The organism is Pontitalea aquivivens, assembly GCF_046507575.1.
GTDB classification, from domain to species: Bacteria; Pseudomonadota; Alphaproteobacteria; order Rhodobacterales; family Rhodobacteraceae; genus Pontitalea; species Pontitalea aquivivens.
On record NZ_JBKFEY010000001.1, the window covers coordinates 95,484 to 114,561 of the forward strand.

At 69.2% G+C, this 19,078-nt stretch carries 15 protein-coding genes; 13 read left to right on the plus strand and 2 right to left on the minus strand.

Annotated features, from left to right (window positions below; translation table 11 throughout):
- The first annotated feature begins 18 nt into the window (after nucleotides 1-18).
- From ACK8OU_RS00475 to ACK8OU_RS00530, 12 genes are all read left to right on the plus strand, one after another.
- On the plus strand, nucleotides 19-1,026 hold the full coding sequence (locus ACK8OU_RS00475; protein ID WP_410301374.1) for an AAA family ATPase: 1,008 nt from the start codon (nucleotides 19-21) through the stop codon (nucleotides 1,024-1,026).
- On the plus strand, nucleotides 1,023-1,916 hold the full coding sequence (locus tag ACK8OU_RS00480; protein WP_410301375.1) for a DUF58 domain-containing protein: 894 nt from the start codon (nucleotides 1,023-1,025) through the stop codon (nucleotides 1,914-1,916). The genes ACK8OU_RS00475 and ACK8OU_RS00480 overlap by 4 nt, the downstream gene beginning before the upstream one ends.
- Nucleotides 1,916-4,720, plus strand: coding sequence for a DUF4159 domain-containing protein (locus tag ACK8OU_RS00485; RefSeq protein WP_410301376.1), 2,805 nt, complete (start codon nucleotides 1,916-1,918; stop codon nucleotides 4,718-4,720). Before ACK8OU_RS00480 ends, ACK8OU_RS00485 begins: the two co-directional genes overlap by 1 nt.
- Complete coding sequence (locus ACK8OU_RS00490; protein ID WP_410301377.1) at nucleotides 4,717-6,828, plus strand: hypothetical protein; 2,112 nt, start codon at nucleotides 4,717-4,719, stop codon at nucleotides 6,826-6,828. The genes ACK8OU_RS00485 and ACK8OU_RS00490 overlap by 4 nt, the downstream gene beginning before the upstream one ends.
- A gap of 154 nt (nucleotides 6,829-6,982) precedes the next feature.
- Nucleotides 6,983-8,416 (plus strand): FAD-linked oxidase C-terminal domain-containing protein, encoded by a 1,434-nt coding sequence (locus ACK8OU_RS00495; protein ID WP_410301378.1) that lies wholly within the window; start codon nucleotides 6,983-6,985, stop codon nucleotides 8,414-8,416.
- Between the two features lie 48 nt (nucleotides 8,417-8,464).
- Entirely contained in the window at nucleotides 8,465-9,553 is a 1,089-nt protein-coding gene (locus ACK8OU_RS00500; RefSeq protein ID WP_410301379.1) for an FAD-binding protein, read from the plus strand.
- Complete coding sequence (gene glcF, locus ACK8OU_RS00505) at nucleotides 9,553-10,836, plus strand: glycolate oxidase subunit GlcF (RefSeq protein WP_410301380.1); 1,284 nt, start codon at nucleotides 9,553-9,555, stop codon at nucleotides 10,834-10,836. The genes ACK8OU_RS00500 and glcF overlap by 1 nt, the downstream gene beginning before the upstream one ends.
- Nucleotides 10,837-10,893: 57 nt before the next feature.
- On the plus strand, nucleotides 10,894-11,667 hold the full coding sequence (locus tag ACK8OU_RS00510; RefSeq protein WP_410301982.1) for a trypsin-like serine peptidase: 774 nt from the start codon (nucleotides 10,894-10,896) through the stop codon (nucleotides 11,665-11,667).
- A 219-nt stretch (nucleotides 11,668-11,886) separates the two neighbouring features.
- Nucleotides 11,887-12,357: an Hsp20 family protein gene (locus ACK8OU_RS00515; RefSeq protein WP_410301381.1), complete on the plus strand. Its 471-nt coding sequence runs from the start codon at nucleotides 11,887-11,889 to the stop codon at nucleotides 12,355-12,357.
- Between the two features lie 344 nt (nucleotides 12,358-12,701).
- Entirely contained in the window at nucleotides 12,702-13,895 is a 1,194-nt protein-coding gene (locus ACK8OU_RS00520; RefSeq protein WP_410301383.1) for an MFS transporter, read from the plus strand.
- A gap of 107 nt (nucleotides 13,896-14,002) precedes the next feature.
- Nucleotides 14,003-15,025 (plus strand): aspartate-semialdehyde dehydrogenase, encoded by a 1,023-nt coding sequence (locus ACK8OU_RS00525; protein ID WP_410301384.1) that lies wholly within the window; start codon nucleotides 14,003-14,005, stop codon nucleotides 15,023-15,025.
- 104 nt (nucleotides 15,026-15,129) lie between these two features.
- Nucleotides 15,130-16,749, plus strand: coding sequence for a DUF4139 domain-containing protein (locus ACK8OU_RS00530; protein WP_410301385.1), 1,620 nt, complete (start codon nucleotides 15,130-15,132; stop codon nucleotides 16,747-16,749).
- A 39-nt stretch (nucleotides 16,750-16,788) separates the two neighbouring features.
- Here the strand turns inward: ACK8OU_RS00530 and ACK8OU_RS00535 are convergent, their stop codons facing one another.
- Both ACK8OU_RS00535 and ACK8OU_RS00540 read right to left on the minus strand, forming a co-directional pair.
- The gene (locus ACK8OU_RS00535) at nucleotides 16,789-17,688 is read right to left on the minus strand and encodes a lysophospholipid acyltransferase family protein (protein WP_410301386.1); all 900 of its coding nucleotides are present in this window, start codon (nucleotides 17,686-17,688) and stop codon (nucleotides 16,789-16,791) included.
- 72 nt (nucleotides 17,689-17,760) lie between these two features.
- Nucleotides 17,761-18,411, minus strand: a complete 651-nt coding sequence (locus tag ACK8OU_RS00540) for a carbonic anhydrase (RefSeq protein ID WP_410301387.1) — start codon at nucleotides 18,409-18,411, stop codon at nucleotides 17,761-17,763.
- 156 nt (nucleotides 18,412-18,567) lie between these two features.
- Here ACK8OU_RS00540 and ACK8OU_RS00545 point away from each other — a divergent pair, with 156 nt between their 5' ends.
- Entirely contained in the window at nucleotides 18,568-18,957 is a 390-nt protein-coding gene (locus tag ACK8OU_RS00545; RefSeq protein ID WP_410301388.1) for a hypothetical protein, read from the plus strand.
- The last annotated feature ends 121 nt before the right edge of the window (nucleotides 18,958-19,078 follow it).

The window sequence follows — 19,078 nt, forward strand, 5'->3', positions numbered from 1 at the left end:
GTGAAGGGGGGCGTTGTCATGGCCGGACCGGGGGATCTGATCACGGAAATCGAAACCCTGGGCGACAGGGTGGCACAGGCGCGCGCCTCGATCGAGCAGCGTTTCATTGGCCAGGACCGGGTGGTCGAACTGGTGCTGGCGACGCTTTTGTCGGGGGGGCACGGGCTTCTGGTGGGCTTGCCGGGGCTGGGCAAGACCATGCTGGTCGACACATTGGCCACCGTGATGGGGCTGAAATCCAGCCGCATCCAGTTCACCCCCGACCTGATGCCCGCCGATATCCTGGGGTCCGAGGTGCTGGAAACCGCCGCCGACGGCAGCCGCGCCTTTCGCTTCATCGAAGGCCCGGTATTCTGCCAGCTGCTGATGGCCGATGAGATCAACCGCGCCAGCCCGCGCACGCAATCGGCGCTGTTGCAGGCGATGCAGGAACACGAGGTGACGGTGGCGGGCGTGCATCGCGCGCTGGGCCGGCCGTTCCATGTGCTGGCCACGCAAAACCCGATCGAACAGGAAGGCACCTATCCGCTGCCCGAGGCGCAGCTGGATCGGTTCCTGGTGCAGATCGATGTGGATTACCCCGACCGCGATACCGAACGCGGTATCCTGCTGGCCACGACCGGCGCGACCGGGACTGCCGCGCATCAGGTGTTCAGTGCCGCGGATCTGATCGCCGCGCAGGCGCTGGTGCGGCGCATGCCGGTGGGCGAGGCGGTGGTCGAACTGATCCTGGATCTGGTCCGCGCCTGCCGCCCTGATGAACCCGAGGCCGTGCCCGCCGCGCGTGAGGCGCTGGCCTGGGGGCCGGGGCCGCGCGCCGCGCAGGCGCTGATGCTGACGGTGCGCGCGCGTGCGCTGTTGCAGGGGCGTCTGGCACCGTCCGCCGAGGATGTGCTGGCGCTGGCGCGCCCGGTGCTCAGCCATCGCATGGCGCTGTCGTTTGCGGCGCGTGCGCGTGGTGAAACGCTGGCGGGCGTCATTGATCGTGTTGCCGCGCAGGTCACGGGCCGCGAGGCCGCGGCGTGAGCCTTGCCCCCGATAGTGCCGCGGCGCTGGACCTTCGGCGCCAGGCCGAAGGTGCGGCCCGGGCGCTGCCGCCGCTGCTGGTTGCGGCCGAACATCTGGCCGCGGCGGTGCAGATGGGCGGCCATGGCCGCCGCCGGGCCGGCGCAGGCGAGGATTTCTGGCAATACCGCCCCGCCCATCCGGGGGATGAGGCGCGTTTTGTCGACTGGCGCCGATCGGCCCGGTCGGATCAGCAATATGTACGCGACCGTGAATGGCAGCTGGCGCAATCGGTGCATCTGTGGGTCGATGACGCCGCCTCGATGCGGTTTTCGGGCGGTCGGGATCGCCCCGAAAAGGGCGCGCGGGCGCGGCTTCTGGCGCTGGCGCTGGCGGTGCTGATGATCCGCGCGGGTGAACGGGTGGGGCTGACGGGTCCGCTGGCGCCGCCGCGTCCGGGCCGGGCGCAGCTGATGCATCTGGCGGGGCTTTTGTCGGCGCCCGCGGCGGCGGGCGATTACGGCGCCCCCGAGGTGTCGGCGGTCATGGCGCGTGCGCGCGTGGTCTTTCTGTCGGATTTCCTGGGCGATCCGGCCCCGGTTGCGGCGGCGCTGGGCGCGCTGGCCGATCGCGGCGTCAGCGGGGTGATGCTGCAGGTGCTGGACCCGGTCGAGGAAGATTTTCCCTTTGACGGGCGCACGATCTTTGAAAGCATGGGCGGCAGCCTGCGCCACGAAACCCGCCAGGCCGGCGATCTGCGCGCGCGCTATCTGGCGCGGCTGGCGGAACGGCGTGACCGGCTGACGCGGCTGGCCGGGCAGGCGGGCTGGCAGTTTTCCACCCATCACACCGGCGCACCCGCGCAGGGCGCGCTGTTGTGGCTGCATGCGGCGCTGGGGCGGGGGCGCTGATGTGGATGGTCGGCCCGCTTGGCTTTGGCGCGCCCTGGTTGTTGCTGGGGCTGCTGGCCTTGCCGGTGCTGTGGCTTTTGCTGCGCGCGGTGCCGCCCGCGCCGGTGCGGCGGCGCTTTCCCGGGGTGGCGCTGCTGCTGGGCCTGACGGATGAAGACCAGCAGGCCGACCGCACGCCCTGGTGGCTGCTGATGCTGCGCATGGCGGCGATCGCGGCGGCGATCATCGGCTTTGCCGGGCCGGTGTTGAACCCGGTGGTGCAGGCGCCGGCCGATCGCCCGCTGCTGATCGTCGAGGATGGTGGCTGGGCCTCGGCCCGGGACTGGCCGCGCCGGGTGGAACGCATCGCCGGCGCACTGGCCGAGGCCGGGCGCACGGGCAGGCCTGCGGCGCTGGTGCTGCTGTCCGATCCGCCCCCTGTTCCCCCCGTCTTTGCCCCGGCCGCGGATCTGGCCGCGGCGCTGCCCGGCCTCACGCCCCGGCCCTGGGCGCCGCCGGTGCCCGCCGATCCCGCGGCGATCCTGCCGGACGGGGGTTTTGATACGCTGTGGTTGTCCGATGGTCTGGCGCATGCCGCGCGGCCCGGTCTGCTGGCGGCGCTGTCGGCGCGTGGGACCCTGCGCGTCTGGGAATCGGGCCCCCCGGTTCTGGCGCTGCGCCCCCCCCGGATCGAGGATGGCGCGCTGCGGGTCACGGTGCTGGCTGCGACCGCGCCCGGCGCCCCGCCCGCCACGACCATCGAGGTCGCGGCGATCGGGCCCGACCCCAACGGGATCGAGCGCGCCCTGGCCCGCGCCCCGGCCACGATCGGTCCCGCGGGCCTGGGCGAGGCGGTGTTCGACCTGCCCCCGGAATTGCGCAACCGCATTTCGCGCTTTGAAATCACGGGGCTGCGCAGCGCGGGCGCGGTGGCGCTGACCGATGACGCGGTCAAGCGGCGCAAGGTGGCGCTGGTCGCGGGGGGCGCTGCGCGTGAGGGGCTGGAGCTGCTTGCGCCCACCCATTACCTGCGTCAGGCACTGGCCCCCAGCGCCGACCTGCTGGAAGGCGGGCTGGCCGATGTGCTTCTGGCCGCGCCCGATGTGATCATTCTGGCTGACATTGCCGATCTCGCCGACCTGCCCGAGGCTGACCGCCTGGCCGAATGGGTTGAAGAGGGCGGGCTTCTGGTGCGCTTTGCCGGGCCCCGGCTGGCGGCGGCGCAAAGTGCCGCTGATCCGCTGTTGCCGGTGCGGCTGCGCGCGGGCGGGCGGTCGATCGGCGGCACCATGAGCTGGGGCGAGCCGCGCCGGCTTGGGCCTTTCCCCGAGGGCTCGCCCTTTGCGGGGCTGGATCTGCCCGCCGATGTGACGGTGCGCGCGCAGGTGATGGCCGAACCCGCGCCCGAACTGGCCGAACGCACCATTGCCGCGCTGGAGGACGGCACGCCGCTGGTGACGCGCGCGGCGTTCGGCGATGGGTCGCTGGTGTTGTTCCATGTCACGGCCAATGCGGAATGGTCATCCCTGCCGCTGTCGGGCCTGTTCGTGCGCATGCTGGAACGGCTGGCGATTTCCGCCCGCGCCACGATCCCCGAGGCGGGCGATCTTGCGGGCGTGACCTGGGTTCCGGCGCGGCGGATCGATGCGTTCGGGCGGTTGCAGGATGCGGGCGAGGCGCCGGGTGTCGCCGGTGCCGCGCTGGCGGCGGCGCTGGCTGGTGCGGGGCCGGGGGCCGACCTGCCGCCGGGGCTCTATGCCGCCGATGGCCGCGCGGTCGCGCTGAATGTGATCGGCGCGGATCAGCTGCTGACCCGTGCCAGCTGGCCCGCCTCGGTCCCGCTGGAGGGGGCGGTGGCCCCGCAGCAGACACCGCTGAAGGGGGCGGTGTTGCTGGTGGCGTTGGTGCTGCTGCTGGCCGATATCCTGGCATCGCTGGCGCTGTCGGGGCGGCTGCGGGGGCCGCGCGCGGGGGCGGGGGCGGCGGTGCTGGCGCTGGCGCTGATCCTGCCCGCGACCGGGGCCGATGCCCAGATGAACGCCGCCCCATCGGACGCCCCCCGGATGGATGAGGCGCGCGCCATTGCCGCGGCGGGCAATGTGGTGCTGGCCCATGTCGTCACCGGCGATGCCGAAACCGACCGGGTCGCGGCCGCTGGCCTGGCGGGGCTGTCGCAGGTGCTGACCCGGCGTACGACGGTGGAGCCTTCGGCGCCAATGGCGGTCGACCCGGAAACCGACGATCTGGCGCTGTTCACGCTGCTGTATTGGCCCGTCACCGCCGATCAGCCCGCGCCCTCGCCGATGGCCTATGCGCGGCTCAACCGCTATCTGCGTGGCGGCGGCATGATCCTGTTTGATACGCGCGATGCCGATATCGCGGGCTTTGGCACCGCGACCGATGCGGGGCGCCGGCTGCAGGCGCTGGCCGCGCCGCTGGACATCCCGCCGCTGGAACCGATCCCGCCGGATCATGTCCTGACCCGCACCTTTTACCTGCTGCAGGATTTTCCCGGCCGTCACGCGGGCGCCACGATCTGGGTCGAGGCCGCCCCCCCCGATGCCGAACGGGCCGAGGGGATGCCGTTTCGCAACCTGAATGACGGGGTGACGCCGGTGGTGATCGGCGGCAATGACTGGGCCGCCGCCTGGGCCACCGACGCGCGGGGCATGGCGATGTTTCCGGTCGGGCGCGGCCAGGCGGGCGAGCGCCAGCGCGAGATTGCCTATCGCTTCGGCGTCAATCTGGTGATGCATGTGCTGACGGGCAATTACAAATCCGATCAGGTCCATGTACCCGATCTGCTGGAAAGGCTGGGGCAATGACCGGGCTAAGCGTGATCTTCGCGCCGCTTTTGCCCTGGCCTGCGATCTGGGCCGCGGCGGCGCTGGCGCTGGTTCTGCTGGCGCTGGCGCTGTGGCGGGGGCTGCGCGGCTGGGCGTTGCGCGCGGGGGCGGCGCTGGTGCTGCTGGCGGCGCTGGCGCAACCGGCGGTGCAGCGCGAAACGCGCGCGCCCCTGTCCGACATCGTCTTCCTGCTGGAAGACCGCAGCGCAAGCCAGGCCCTTCCCGGCCGCGCCGATCAGACCGATACCGCCCTGGCCGCCATGACGCGCGCCATCGCCGCCCTGCCCAATACCGAAATCCGCCGCCTGCGCGTGGATGACGGGGCCGGGAACGCGGGCAGCCTGATCGCCACCGCCCTGGCCCAGGCCCTGGCCGAGGAACCCCGTGCCCGCGTGGCCGGCGCCATTCTGGTGACCGACGGGCAGGCGCATGACGCCGATCTGATGCCGCGCATGCCCGCCCCGGTGCATGTCCTTCTGACGGGGCGCACGGCCGATTGGGACCGGCGGCTGGTGATCCAGACCGCCCCCGCCTTCGGCATCATCGGCGAGCCGGTCTCGATCCGGTTGCGGATCGAGGATCTGGGCGCGGTGCCCGCCGCCGTGGGCACCCGCGCCACCCTGTCCATCGCCATCGACGGCGATGATCCGCAAAGCTATCAGGTCGAGGTCGGGCAGGATCTGGAACTGCCGCTGATCCTGACCCATGGCGGGCAGAACGTGGTGCAGTTCACGCTGGCCCCCACGCAGGGCGAACTGACCGATCGCAACAATGCCGCCGTGGTGCAGATCAACGGGGTGCGCGACCGGTTGCGGGTGCTGCTGGTATCAGGCGAACCGCATGCGGGCGAACGCACCTGGCGCAATCTTCTGAAATCGGATGCGGCGGTGGATCTGGTGCATTTCACCATCCTGCGCCCGCCGGAAAAGCAGGACGGGGTGCCGGTCTCGGAACTCTCGCTGATCGCCTTCCCGACGCAGGAACTCTTCGTCGAAAAGATCGACGAATTCGACCTGATCATCTTTGACCGCTATGCCACGCGCGGTATTCTGCCCGCAGGTTATTTCGACAATATCCGCGCCTATGTCGAACGCGGCGGCGCGGTGCTGATTTCGGCGGGGCCGGAATTCGCCACCGTGCAAAGCCTGTGGCAGACCGCGCTTGGCGCGATCATGCCCGCGCGGCCCAGCGGCCGGGTCCTGGCCCAGGCCTTTCTGCCCCGTGTCACAGCGGACGGCGCGCGCCACCCCGTCACTGCCGGGCTGGATGGTGCGCCGGTGATCGGGCCGGATGGCGCGGTCGATGCCAGTCGCCCGCACTGGGGTCGCTGGCTGCGCCAGATCGAGCTGTCGGACGTGCGTGGCCAGGTGGTGATGGAAGGCGCTGGGGGCACGCCGCTGTTGATCCTCGACCGGCAGGGCGAGGGGCGGGTGGCGCTTCTGGGCTCGGATCACGCCTGGCTGTGGGATCGCGGCTATGAAGGCGGCGGGCCGCAGCTGGAACTGTTGCGCCGCATCGCGCATTGGTCGATGAAGGAACCCGAACTTGAGGAAGAGGCGCTTTACGCCGAGGTTGACCCCGGCAGCCTGACGCTGACCGTGGTGCGCCGCACGATGCAGCAGGACACGGGCGCGCTCACGATCACCGGCCCCGATGGCGCGCAAACCGGTGTGGCACTGGCCGAAACCGCCCCGGGGCGGTTTACCGCACGCTGGACCGCGCCGGGGCCGGGGCTGTACCGGCTGCGCCACGGCGATCTGGACCGCGTCGTGGCGCTTGGCCCTGCCGCCCCGCGCGAATTCGAACAGACCATCGCCAGCGGCGCGCCACTGGCCGCCGCCCTGGCCGCCAGCGCAGGCGCCGTGGCCCGGATCGAGGACGGCATCCCCGATCTGCGCCGGATCCGCGAAGGCCATACCGCCGCGGGCCGTGGCTGGATCGGCATCACCCCGCGCGGGACCACCGCGACAACCGACATCCGCGTGGCCCCGATCCTGCCGGACTGGGCGCTGCTTGCGCTGGGCGCCTTGCTGGCCCTGGCCGCCTGGATGATCGAGGGGCGCGGCCGCCGCCGTCCCCCCGCCTGATCCCGGCCGCTCCCTGCGCTTTCATCTTGCCCCAAATACCTCCGCCGGAGGCATCCGCAGCCCCCGTGCGCGCCAGGGGCGGGTCTGGTGCGGGCGATCTTCTGTTGCCATATGGCAAAATTGGTTATAAAAACTGACCAGTGGAGGACTCGTCATGCAAATGCCCGCCCCGAATCCCGCTGTTCTGGCCCGCAAGGCCGATATCGTCGCGCGGCTGCGCGCGCAACTGCCTGCCGATGCCGTGATCGACGACCCGGCCGAGACGCGGGCCTATGAATGCGATGCGCTGTCGGCCTATCGCTGCATGCCGCTGGCGGTGGTCCTGCCGCGCACCACCGCCGAGGTCGCCGCCGCCCTGCGCATCTGCCACGCCGAAGGGGTGCCGGTGGTGCCGCGCGGTGCGGGTACCAGCCTGGCGGGCGGATCGATGCCGTCGCAGGATGCGGTGATCCTGGGGCTGGCGCGGATGAATGCCGTGCTGGAGGTTGACTACGACAACCGCTTCATCCGGGTTGAGGCGGGACGCACCAACCTGTCGGTCACCGGCGCGGTCGAAGGCGATGGCTGGTTCTATGCCCCCGATCCGTCCAGCCAGCTGGCCTGCGCGATTTCGGGCAATATCGCGATGAATTCGGGCGGGGCGCATTGCCTGAAATACGGCGTCACCACGAACAACCTGCTGGGCGTCACGATGGTGACCATGGCCGGCGAGGTGCTGGAAGTCGGCGGCCCGTTCTGCGACGCGGCGGGGCTGGACCTGCTGGGCGTGATCTGCGGGTCCGAGGGCCAGCTGGGCGTTGTGACCGAGGCCACCCTGCGCATCCTGCCCAAACCCGAAGGCGCGCGCCCGGTTCTGATCGGCTATGCCTCGAACGAGGTGGCGGGCGAATGCGTGGCCGACATCATCCGTGCGGGCGTGCTGCCGGTGGCGATCGAATTCATGGACCGTCCCTGCATCCGCGCCACCGAGGATTTCGCCCATGCCGGCTATCCCGACTGCGAGGCGCTCCTGATTGTCGAGGTTGAGGGCAGCGAGGCCGAGATCGCCGAACAGCTGGGTCTGATCCGCCAGATCGCCGAACGCCACAACCCGGTCGAATTCCGCGAGGCCCGCACCGAGGATGAGGCCCGCCGCATCTGGCTGGGCCGCAAATCGGCCTTTGGCGCGATGGGCCAGATCAACGACTACATGTGCCTTGACGGCACCATCCCGGTGTCCAGCCTGCCCCTGGTGCTGCGCCGCATCGGCGAGATGTCGCGCGACTTCGGGCTGGATGTGGGCAATGTCTTCCATGCGGGCGATGGCAACATGCACCCGCTGATCCTGTACAATGCCAACAAGCCCGGCGACCTGGAAAAATGCGAGGCGTTCGGGGCTGAAATCCTCAAGCTTTGCGTCGAGGTGGGCGGCTGCCTGACCGGCGAACATGGCGTGGGAATCGAAAAGCGCGATCTGATGGTGGTGCAATTCACCCCCGCGGACCTTGAGGCGCAGATGCGCGTCAAGGATGTGTTCGATCCGGCCTGGCTTTTGAATCCCGCCAAGGTCTTCCCGCTGCCCGCCAGCGAAAGCCGCCGCGCGGCGTGATGCACCCGTTTCGCACCGGTGCCCGTTCAGCCAGAAAGAACCAACGTGATGAGACCTGAAACCGAAGCGCAGCTGGCCGAGGCGATCCGCGATGCGGATGGCCCCTTGCGGATCGTGGGCGGGGGCACCCGGCCCGTGGGCGCGGCACTGGGCGGCGCGGTGCTGGAAACCGGCGCGCTGCGGGGCATCACGCTTTATGAACCCGGGGCGCTGACGCTGGTGGTGCGCGCGGGCACGCCGCTGGCCGAGGTCGAGGCCGCGATCGCCGCCGAAGGTCAGCGCCTGCCGTTTGAACCCGTGCGCTGGGGCGCGCTGCTGGGCGCGCCGGGTGACAGCACGGTGGGCGGCGTGGTGGCGGCCAATGTGTCGGGACCCCGCCGGGTGCAGGCCGGGGCCTGCCGCGACAGTCTGATCGGGGTGCGCTACGTCGATGGAACGGGCACCGTGGTCAAGAACGGCGGGCGGGTGATGAAGAACGTCACCGGCTATGATCTGGTCAAGCTGCTGGCGGGCAGCTGGGGCACGCTGGGGGTTTTAAGCGAGGTCAGCTTCAAGCTGCTGCCTGCCGCGGGCGCGCAGGCCACGCTGATCCTGCCCGGGCTGGCCGCGGCCGAGGCGGTGGCGGCGCTGACGGTGGCGCTGGGTTCGCCCTATGATGTCAGCGGCGCGGGCTGGCTGCCGGGCGTGGGCGCGATGGTCCGCGTCGAGGGTCTGGCCGAATCGGTGGCTTACCGCGCGGGGCGGCTGGCGGTGTTGCTGGCGCCCTTTGGCCGGGTGGTCGATGAACGCGACGGATCGGCGGCGCTCTGGCGCGATCTGGGCGAGGTGGCGCCCTTCCACGGGGCCACGGGCGATCTGTGGCGGTTTTCGGTCAAGCCGTCCGAGGCACCGGCGGTCATTGCGCGGCTGGGTTATCCGGTGGTGCTGGACTGGGGCGGCGGGCTGATCTGGGCGGCGGTGCCCGAAGGGGTCGATGCCCGCGCCCGGGCCGGGGCATTCACCGGCCACGCAACCCGGATGCGGGGGCAGGGGGCCGGGGCGTTTCACCCCGAATCCGCGCCCATCGCGGCGCTGTCGGCGGGGCTGCGTGCCAAATTCGACCCGCGTGGGATTCTGAACCCCGGAAGGATGGGCTGATGCAGACGCATTTCACCGAAACGCAACTGGCCGATCCGGGCATCGCGCGGGCCAATGAAATCCTGCGCGCCTGTGTGCATTGCGGGTTCTGCACCGCCACTTGCCCGACCTATCAGGTGCTGGGCGATGAACTGGACAGCCCCCGCGGCCGGATCTACCTGATCAAGGACATGCTGGAAAACGACCGGCCCGCCGATGCACAGACGGTCAAGCATATCGACCGCTGCCTGTCGTGTCTGGCCTGCATGACCACCTGCCCCTCGGGCGTGCATTACATGCATCTGATCGACCATGCCCGCGCCCATGTCGAGAAAACCTATCGCCGCCCCTGGCATGACCGGGCCCTGCGCTGGATGCTGGCCAAGGTGGTGCCCTATCCGGGGCGGTTCCGGCTGGCGCTGCTGGGGGCCAGGATCGCGCGGCCCTTCGCGCGCCTGATCCCCGATGCCCGGCTGCGCGCGATGATCGCAATGGCGCCGCGCCGGATTCCGCCGGTCAGCCGCAATGACGATCCGCAAAGCTTTGTCCCGACGGGTGCGAAACGCTATCGCGTGGCGTTGTTGACGGGCTGCGCGCAAAAGGCGCTCAATACCGATATCAACGATGCCACGATCCGTCTGCTGCGCCGCCTGGGGTGCGAGGTGGTGATCCCGCGCGGCATGGGCTGCTGTGGCGCGCTGACCCATCACATGGGCCGCGAAGGCGAAAGCCATGCCCAGGCCCAGGCCAATATCCGCGCCTTTCTGGACGCGGGCGATCTGGACGCGATCATCATCAACACCAGCGGCTGCGGCACGACCGTGAAGGATTACGGCCATATGTTCCGCACGACCGATTTGGCCCAGGATGCGGCCAGGGTGGCGGGGCTGGCCTGCGACGTCACGGAATTCCTTGATCGCATCGGCCTGCCTGAAACTGCGTCAAAGGGGCTGCGCGTGGCCTATCACGCGGCCTGTTCGCTGCAACATGGCCAACAGGTGAAAACCGCGCCGAAAACCCTGCTGAAGGCTGCGGGCTTTGAGGTGGTGGAACCGGCCGACAGCCATCTGTGCTGCGGCTCGGCCGGCACCTACAACCTGCTGCAACCCGGGATTTCCGCGGAACTCAGGCGCCGCAAGGTCGCCACGCTTGAGGCGAAATCGCCCCAGATCATCGCGGCCGGCAACATCGGCTGCATGATGCAGATCGGGTCGGGGACGCAGGTGCCCATCGTGCATACGGTGGAACTGCTGGATTGGGCGACCGGCGGGCCGAAACCGCGCGCGCTGGCCGATCTGCCTTAATCTCGCCCAAGGCCTGCGCTATCGGGGGGCTCTGACCCGACGATGACGGATGCCCGGATGCGCCTGATCGCCCTTGTGCTTGCCCTGATCTGCGTCCAGCCCCTGCCGGCTGCGGCGCAGGGCCCGCGGATTCTGGCCACGGGCGATGACACCCGGGGCTGGGAAGCGGTGGGCCGGCTGGATCTGGGCCATGAAAGTTTCTGCACCGGAACGCTGATCGCCCCCGATCTGGTGCTGACGGCGGCGCATTGCCTGTTCGAACGCGAAACCGGCAAGATGATCGATGCCGCCCGGATCGAATTCCGCGCCGGCTGGCGCAACGGGCGGGCGGTGGCCTATCGCGGGGCGCGCCGGGCGCTGGCCCATCCTGACTACAGCTATCAGGGCCGCGACCGCATCGACCGCGTTGCATGGGATCTGGCCCTGGTGGAACTTGATCAGCCGATCCGCCTGCCGCAGGTCCACCCCTTCGCGCTGGATGACCCGCCGGGGCCCGGCGACCAGGTCGGTGTCGTGTCCTACGCCCATGACCGGGCCGAGGCGCCGGCGCTGGAAGAACTGTGCAGCGTGATGAACCGCGAAGGCAGCGTGCTGCTTTTGTCCTGCGTGGCCGATTTCGGATCGTCGGGCGCGCCGGTTTTTGTCCTGCGCGGGGGCGAACCGCGGATCGTGTCGGTCGTCTCGGCCAAGGCCGACCTGAACGATCGCAAGGTCTCGCTTGGTACGCTGGTGGGCGCGGTGGCCGATCTGCGCGCGGCCCTTGCCGCGCGTCCCGGCGCGGGCGAGGGGCAGTTTACCCGCACGAATGGCGCGAAATTCCTGCGCCCCTAGGCCGCCGCCGCCCGCGGGTTCGCGGTGCCGCGCCTGCCCCTTCGGCTTTGCCTAAATATCCCCGCCGGAGGCTTCCGAACCCGCCACGCGCGCAGGGGCTTGAAACCGCGCGCGCGCTTTCCCAGATCAGGTCTGACGGGGTGCCTGATGGGCCCCGGCGATCCGCCTGGCCCCGTGGTGGGGCAGGCAATGCAGCATCGCTCAACAGAGGATGAAACCATGCGCAGCTTTGATCTTTCGCCGCTTTATCGTGCTACCGTCGGCTTTGACCGTGTGGCCGATCTGATGGACCGGGTCCTGTCGGCCGATGTGGCCCAGCCGACCTATCCACCCTACAATATCGAAAAGACCGATGAAAACGCCTATCGCATTTCCATCGCGGTAGCAGGCTTTGCCAGTGACGATCTGGCCGTGGAACTGCGTGAGGGCGCGTTGATCGTGACGGGGCGCAAGGCCGCCGATGCGGCTGATGCCGGGCGCACCTTCCTGCATCGCGGCATCGCCACCCGTGCTTTTGAACGCCGCTTCGCGCTGGCCGATCATGTCCGTGTCGCGGGCGCCAGCCATGTGGACGGGATGTTGCACATCGATCTGCTGCGTGAGGTGCCCGAGGCGCTGAAGCCCCGCCGGATCGAGATTGCCGGCCCCGCCACGGTCGAAGGCCGCGCGGTCGAAACCGTTCAGGCCTGATCCCTTCGTATCGCTTGATCGCCGATCCGGGCGCGCGGTTCCTGCCGCGCGCCACTTTCAATACAATTCCATGAAAAGAAATAACTTTTTCTGTTGATCGCGGGGGGCATCCCATCCCCGCGCCGTGCGGCGGGGCGATCCCCGGCGCGTCCGCCCACCACCCGGCCCCCCGCGTCACGCATCCGGGCGCCGCCCGGGGCAAGAGTCCCCCTGCAATGCCAGCCCCTGCAATGCCCCCCTTGCGCCCCCCGACTACCCCCCCCCCCGACTATCCCCCCCCCGACAATCCCCCTTGCACCGGCCCGCCTCATCCGGCAGCTTGCCCCCGCCTCTGGAGGGATCACATGCGCGTCAGTATCGCCTTTCTCGTGGCCGGCTATGTGCTGAGCCAGTTCTACCGCGCCTGCCTGGCGGTTCTGACGCCGGTCCTGGGGTCCGAGATCGGCGCAAGCGGCAGCGATCTGGCGGTGTCGCTGGGGCTTTGGTACATCGCGTTTGCGCTGATGCAGATCCCGGTGGGCGAGGCGCTCGACCGGATCGGGCCGCGGCTGACGGTTTCGGTGCTGCTGGGCCTGGGCGGCGGTGGCGGTGCGGCGCTGTTCGCGCTGGCGCAGGGGCCGGTCGCGGTGCATCTGGCCATGGTGCTGATCGGCATCGGCTGCGCGCCGGTCCTGATGGGGGCCTATTACATTTTTGCCCGCAGCTTTCCGCCCGCGATCTTCGGTACACTGGCGGGCGCGACGATCGGCGTGGGCAGCCTGGGCAACCTGGCCGGGGCCGCGCCGCTGGCCTGGCTGATCGAGGCGGCGGGCTGGCGCCAGACGCTGTGGGGGTTGGCCGGGGTCACGCTGGTCGTGGCGCTGGCCATCGCCCGCTTTACCCGCGACCCGGAACGGGTCGCCCGCCCGGCCACGGGGGGCGGTTCGGTGCTGGATATCCTGCGCCTGCCTGCGATCTGGTTCATCCTGCCGCTGATCGGCGTGAACTATGCCGCCGCCGCGGGCCTGCGCGGGGTCTGGGCGGGGCCCTATTTCAGCACGCTTTATGGCGCCGATACCGCCGCGATCGGGCTGGCGACGCTGGTCATGGGGCTGGCGATGGTGGCGGGCAACTTTGCCTATGGCGCCGCCGACCGGGTGCTGGGCAGCCACAAGCGCGTGGTGCTGCTGGGCAATGGGCTGCAGGCGGTGATCCTGTGCCTGCTGTGGCTGATGCCGGGGCCGGGGTTCTGGGCGTCCACCGCGATGATCGCCGCGATCGGGCTGTTCGGTGCGTCCTTCCCGGCGATGATGGCGCATGGGCGCAGCTTCTTTCCGCCGCATCTGATGGGGCGGGGGGTGACGCTGCTGAACATGTTCTCGATCGGCGGGGTGGGGCTGTTCCAGTTTGCCTCGCGCCCGATCTTTGAAGGTGCCTCGGCCACGGCGGCGGGCCAGCCCGAGGCGGCCTTTGCCACCCTATTCCTGTTCTTCCTGCTGCCGCTTCTGGCGGGGCTGGCGCTTTACCTGTTCAGCCAAAGCCGCGGCGATCAGGGCTGACCCCCCCGCGCCTTTCCTGCATCACAAAAGTGCAAGTCCCCACGAAGCCCTTCCCAATTGCGCGCCTTTCCGTTAAGGGGCGTCGTTCTTTCGCGAAGGAGGTCCTGATGGGCTACAAAGTCGTCGTCGCGGGCGCCACGGGCAATGTGGGCCGCGAAATGCTGAACATCCTGGCCGAGCGCCAGTTCCCTGTTGATGAAATCGTGGTGCTGGCATCGCGCAAATCGCTGGGAACCGAGGTCAGCTTTGGCGACAAGACCCTCAAGACCAAGGACCTCGAGGGCTTTGATTTCACCGGCTATGACATCGCCTTCTTTGCCATCGGCTCGGATGCGACCAGGAAATACGCCCCCATCGCCGCCGGTCAGGGTTGCGTGGTGATCGACAACTCGTCGCTTTACCGCTACGACCCCGAGGTTCCGCTGGTCGTGCCCGAAGTGAACCCCGAGGCGGTCGAGGGCTACAAGGCCAAGAACATCATCGCCAACCCGAACTGTTCCACCGCGCAGATGGTGGTGGCGCTCAAGCCCCTGCACGACCGTGCCCGGATCAAGCGCGTCGTGGTGTCGACCTATCAGTCGGTGTCGGGCACCGGCAAAGAGGCGATCGATGAGCTGTGGAACCAGACCAAGGGCCTGTATGTGCCGGGTCAGGAAGTGGCCCCCAAGGTCTATCCCAAGCAGATCGCCTTCAACGTGATCCCGCATATCGACGTTTTCCTTGAGGATGGTCAGACCAAGGAAGAATGGAAGATGGTCGCGGAAACCAAGAAGATCCTCGACAAGTCGATCAAGGTCACCGCGACCTGTGTCCGCGTGCCGGTCTTTGTGGGCCATTCCGAGTCGATCAACATCGAGTTCGAGGATTTCCTGGATGAGGCCGAGGCCCGTGACATCCTGCGCGAGGCGCCGGGGATCCTGGTCGTCGACAAGCGCGAATCGGGTGGCTACATCACCCCGGTCGAATGCGTGGGCGATTACGCCACCTTCATCAGCCGCATCCGTCAGGACAGCACCATCGACAACGGCATCAACCTGTGGTGCGTGTCCGACAACCTGCGCAAGGGGGCTGCGCTGAACGCCGTGCAGATCGCCGAGACGCTGGGCAACCGCTGCCTGAAGAAAGGCTGATCTTCGCCTCTTGCCGCGAATGTGAGGGCCCTGCGATGCGGGGCCCTCTTGCTTTTGGGCGGGACTGGGGGAAGGCTTTGGCCATTGCTATGCGAGGTTCCCCGATGCGCCCTTTCACCCTGTCCCTTGTCGCCCTTTTGTCCACCACCGCCCCCGCCGCCCTTTGGGCCGATACGATCGAGGCCAGCAGCCGCGTCACCGCCGTCACGCTGTATCCCTGGGGGGCCAATGTCACCCGTCTGGTTGATCTGACCGCCCCCGCGGGCGTGCATGATCTGATCATCCCCGACCTGCCGCAGGGCACCGATCCGGCGCATCTGCGCGTGGTGGGCGAAGGGGTGGCGATCGGCGCGGTCACGCTGATCGAGGGGCGCCCGCCCGCCACCGGCGATCTGACCCCGCCCGCCATCGCCGCCGCCCGGGCCGAGGTTGAACGGCTGGAAATCGCGCTGGCCACGGCCGAGGCGGGCGTGGCCGCGATCCGGCTGAGGGCCAGGGCCGCCGAGGAACGCATCGCCTTCCTGCGCGGCCTTGCCCCCGATACGGCCACGCCCGAGGATCTGCGCGCGCTGGCGCGCATGGTCGGCGATGAGGCCCTGGTCGCCAGCCGCGAGGCGCTGGACGCCGAGCAAGAGGCCCTGGCCGCCGACCGCGCGCTTGTCCCCGAGCGTGAGGCGCTGGACAAGGCCCGCCAGGCGCTGGCCGCGCTGATCGACGAAACCGCGGGCCGCGCCACCCTGCGCGCCAGCGTCGAAGGCGCGGGCCGGATCAGCATCACCACCTTCACCCCCGATGCCAGCTGGCAGCCGACCTATGACCTGCGGCTGGACCGCGATGCCAACCGCCTGTCGCTGGACCGTGGCGTTTTCGTGACCCAGGCCTCGGGCGAGGATTGGCGCGGGGTCGATCTGACCCTGTCCACCGCGCGCCCGTCGGATCGGGCGGACCCCACGCCGCTTTGGCCCTGGCTGCGCCGGATCGGTCCGCCCGATGCCCCCAGCCCCCGCACCATGGCTGCCCCGCAGGCCAAATATGCCGAAGGGCTTGCCACCGACATGATGGTCGGCGCCGTCGCCCCGGTGCCCGAAACCGCGGGGCTTGCGATGATGGGCGCCACCGTTACCTATCGCTACCCCGCGCCGGTTGACATCCGCGACGGGGTCGAGGCGCTGCGCCTGCGGCTGGATGATCTGGATTTCACCCCCGAGGTCGTGGCCGAGGCCGTGCCGTCGCGCGATGCGACCGCCTATCTGGTGGCCGAAACCGTCAATGACAGCGGGCAGGTGTTGTTGCCCGGTCCGGCCACGCTGTTCGTCGATGGCGCGATGGTCGGCCAATCGCATCTGCCGCTGACGGCGGCGGGCGATGACCTGCGGCTGGGTTTTGGCGCGATCGACGGCATCGTGCTGGAACGCCGGGTTCCCGACCGGACCGAGGGCGACCGTGGTGTCATCACCCGGTCGAATGAGCTGACCGAACGCGCGGTGCTGACGATCCGCAACCTGACCGATCAGGACTGGCCGGTCCGGGTGATCGACCAGGTGCCCTATTCCGAACAGGAAGATCTGGTGATCCGTCACACCGCCCGCCCCGCCGCAAGCGAAACCGATCTGGATGGCGGGCGCGGCATCCTGGCCTGGGATGTTGCGCTGGCCGCCGGTGAAACGCAGGAAATCACGCTGGAAACCACGCTGACCTGGCCCGAAGGGCAGGTGCTGCACTGATCCTCCGGGCTGGCCGGGCGGGGCGGGCGGCCGGCGGCCCTAGGTTGCGCCGCCCCGGTCCTTCCAGCGCCGGTGAATCCACAGCCACTGATCCATGTGGCGCCGCACCTGCGCCTCCAGGCTGTCATTGATGGCCTGGGTCATCGACAGTTCATCCGAAGGCGGGATCGGCTGTTCCACCTCGATCCGGAAGCTGATCCCGTCGGGCTGGCGGATCGCATAGATCGGGATCAGCAGCGCATCATAGCGCAGTGCCATCTGTGCCGCCGACAGCGCGGTGCGTGCCGGATGGCCGAAAAACCGCAGCCGGGCGCCGCTGCCGATGTGCTGATCCAGCAGGATCGCCACCGTGTTGCCCGCGCGCAGGTGGCGCAACATCTGGCCAAAGCCGGCCTTGTCGCGGATGAACAGCGGCCCGCCCACGCAGGCAATGGCGTGGACATAGATCCGGTTGAACAGGCGGTTGTTCATCGGCCGATAGAGCCCCCCCACGTTCAGCCCTTCGTGGATCAGCCGCGCGCGGCCGATGTCGTAATTGCCGAAATGGCCTGACACCGCCACGATCGGCCGGCCTTCGGCCTGGGCGCGGCGCAGGTCTGGCAGGCCCGGCCCCGCCAGCGGGGTGGCGGCCACGACCGCCATGAAGTCCCCGGGCGAGAACATCTCGGCGAACATGCGGCCGAAATTGTCGGGCACACCGCGTTCAATCGCGCGGCGTTCGGCGGGGGACAGGTCGGGGCAGACCAGGCCCAGGTTGGCCCGGATGCGCCGCCGCATGCCCGTCAGCGGCGCCACCACCCGCGCAATGACCCAACCCGCCAGCGGCACACGCCACCGATAGGGAAACAGCCGCAGAAACCACAGGATCGCCGCGATGGCGGCATATTCCAGCCGTTCACGCGGGGTGGGACGGATCTTGCCGCTACGATGGTCTGGCATGGCGCGGGGCCCCCTTTGCTGTCCCGCAGCGGCGATCCGGTCACGCGGCGGCGCCCCTGCGGGACGGACCGTTCACAGCGGGATGAATTTCCCGATGGCCGGATCATACTGTTCCAGCCCGCCTTCGCCGATATCCGTCCACAACCCGTGCAGGGTCATGTCGCCGGCTTCCAGCGCGGATTTGACGAAGGGGAAGGTCATCAGGTTTTCCAGGCTGATCACCACCGATTCGCGTTCCAGTGCCTCGATGCGGCGCTCGGTGGGCAGGTCCTTCACCCGTTCGAACCCCGGGCGCAGCAGGTTCAGCCAGGTGCCCACGAACGAGGTCTTTTCTTCCAGCTCGGGGGCGTGGCCGGTGCACATGTCATGGCAGCCCGCAACGCCGCCGCATTGCGAATGGCCCAGCACGATCACATGCGCCACCTTCAGCGCGCGGACCGCATATTCCACCGCCGCCGAGGTGCCGTGGTGGTCGCCGTCCGGGTTGTAGGGCGGCACCAGGTTGGCGATGTTGCGGTGAATGAAGAACTCGCCCTGATCCGCGCCGAAGATCGAGGTGACGTGAACGCGTGAATCGCAGCAGGAAATGACCATCGCGCGCGGACGCTGGCCGTCTTCGGCCAGCCGCCGGTACCAGGTGCGGTTCTCGGAATAGGTGGTCGCCTTCCAGCCGTGATAACGGTGGATCAGATAGGATGGCAGCGGGCGCACATGGTCCTTCATCGTCACTCCTTTCCGGGGTTTGCCGCCTAGATAGGCAGGTCCGGCGCGAAATTCGAGAGGTTTTCCATCGCCGCAAACCATTTCTTGAGGAAATCGCACCATGGTCGCGCGGGGGCAGTGGGTCCCGGGGTGTAATGTGATGCGAAGGGGGGCGGGGTGTCGGCGATTGCGCGCATGCGCCATGACGAAAGGGTCCGTCTGGAACGGGACCGGATCGTGGCGCTGTTTTCGGAACTTGGGCCTGCGGGGGCCGAACGGGTGATTTCCGCCGCGATGGAGGATCTGGCGGTGCAGATGACGCGCATTGAGGCGGCGGCGTTTCAGGGCGATCTGTCGCTGATTGGCATGGCCGAGGATCTGGCGCAGCTGGCGCGCCAGATCGGCCTGTCGATGCTGGCCGGTGTCGGGCGCGATGTGGCGCGTTGTGCGGCGGCGGGGGATAGTGTGGCGCTGGCGGCAACGCTGGCGCGGCTGCAGCGCGTGGGGGCCAGATCGCTGATGGCGGTGTGGGACCTGCACGACCTGCGCCCCGATCCGGCAGGGTAGGGCGGGGGCGGCGGTCAGGGCAGCGGCCCTGCGATCGTCCCCCGTTCCCTACGGCCCCCCGTTCCCTACGGCCCCCGTGTCCCCTATGGCCCCTTGCGGGCGCTGTGCCAGCGGTTAGGCT

What these genes read in the sequence shown, in the direction of transcription:
- ACK8OU_RS00475 (WP_410301374.1), top strand. Translation starts at nt 19, where the DNA reads ATGGCCGGACCGGGGGATCTGATCACGGAAATCGAAACCCTGGGCGAC.
- ACK8OU_RS00485 (WP_410301376.1), top strand. Translation starts at nt 1,916, where the DNA reads ATGTGGATGGTCGGCCCGCTTGGCTTTGGCGCGCCCTGGTTGTTGCTG.
- ACK8OU_RS00490 (WP_410301377.1), top strand. Translation starts at nt 4,717, where the DNA reads ATGACCGGGCTAAGCGTGATCTTCGCGCCGCTTTTGCCCTGGCCTGCG.
- ACK8OU_RS00495 (WP_410301378.1), top strand. Translation starts at nt 6,983, where the DNA reads ATGCAAATGCCCGCCCCGAATCCCGCTGTTCTGGCCCGCAAGGCCGAT.
- ACK8OU_RS00500 (WP_410301379.1), top strand. Translation starts at nt 8,465, where the DNA reads ATGAGACCTGAAACCGAAGCGCAGCTGGCCGAGGCGATCCGCGATGCG.
- glcF (WP_410301380.1), top strand. Translation starts at nt 9,553, where the DNA reads ATGCAGACGCATTTCACCGAAACGCAACTGGCCGATCCGGGCATCGCG.
- ACK8OU_RS00510 (WP_410301982.1), top strand. Translation starts at nt 10,894, where the DNA reads ATGCGCCTGATCGCCCTTGTGCTTGCCCTGATCTGCGTCCAGCCCCTG.
- ACK8OU_RS00515 (WP_410301381.1), top strand. Translation starts at nt 11,887, where the DNA reads ATGCGCAGCTTTGATCTTTCGCCGCTTTATCGTGCTACCGTCGGCTTT.
- ACK8OU_RS00520 (WP_410301383.1), top strand. Translation starts at nt 12,702, where the DNA reads ATGCGCGTCAGTATCGCCTTTCTCGTGGCCGGCTATGTGCTGAGCCAG.
- ACK8OU_RS00525 (WP_410301384.1), top strand. Translation starts at nt 14,003, where the DNA reads ATGGGCTACAAAGTCGTCGTCGCGGGCGCCACGGGCAATGTGGGCCGC.
- ACK8OU_RS00530 (WP_410301385.1), top strand. Translation starts at nt 15,130, where the DNA reads ATGCGCCCTTTCACCCTGTCCCTTGTCGCCCTTTTGTCCACCACCGCC.
- ACK8OU_RS00535 (WP_410301386.1), bottom strand. Translation starts at nt 17,688, where the DNA reads ATGCCAGACCATCGTAGCGGCAAGATCCGTCCCACCCCGCGTGAACGG.
- ACK8OU_RS00540 (WP_410301387.1), bottom strand. Translation starts at nt 18,411, where the DNA reads ATGAAGGACCATGTGCGCCCGCTGCCATCCTATCTGATCCACCGTTAT.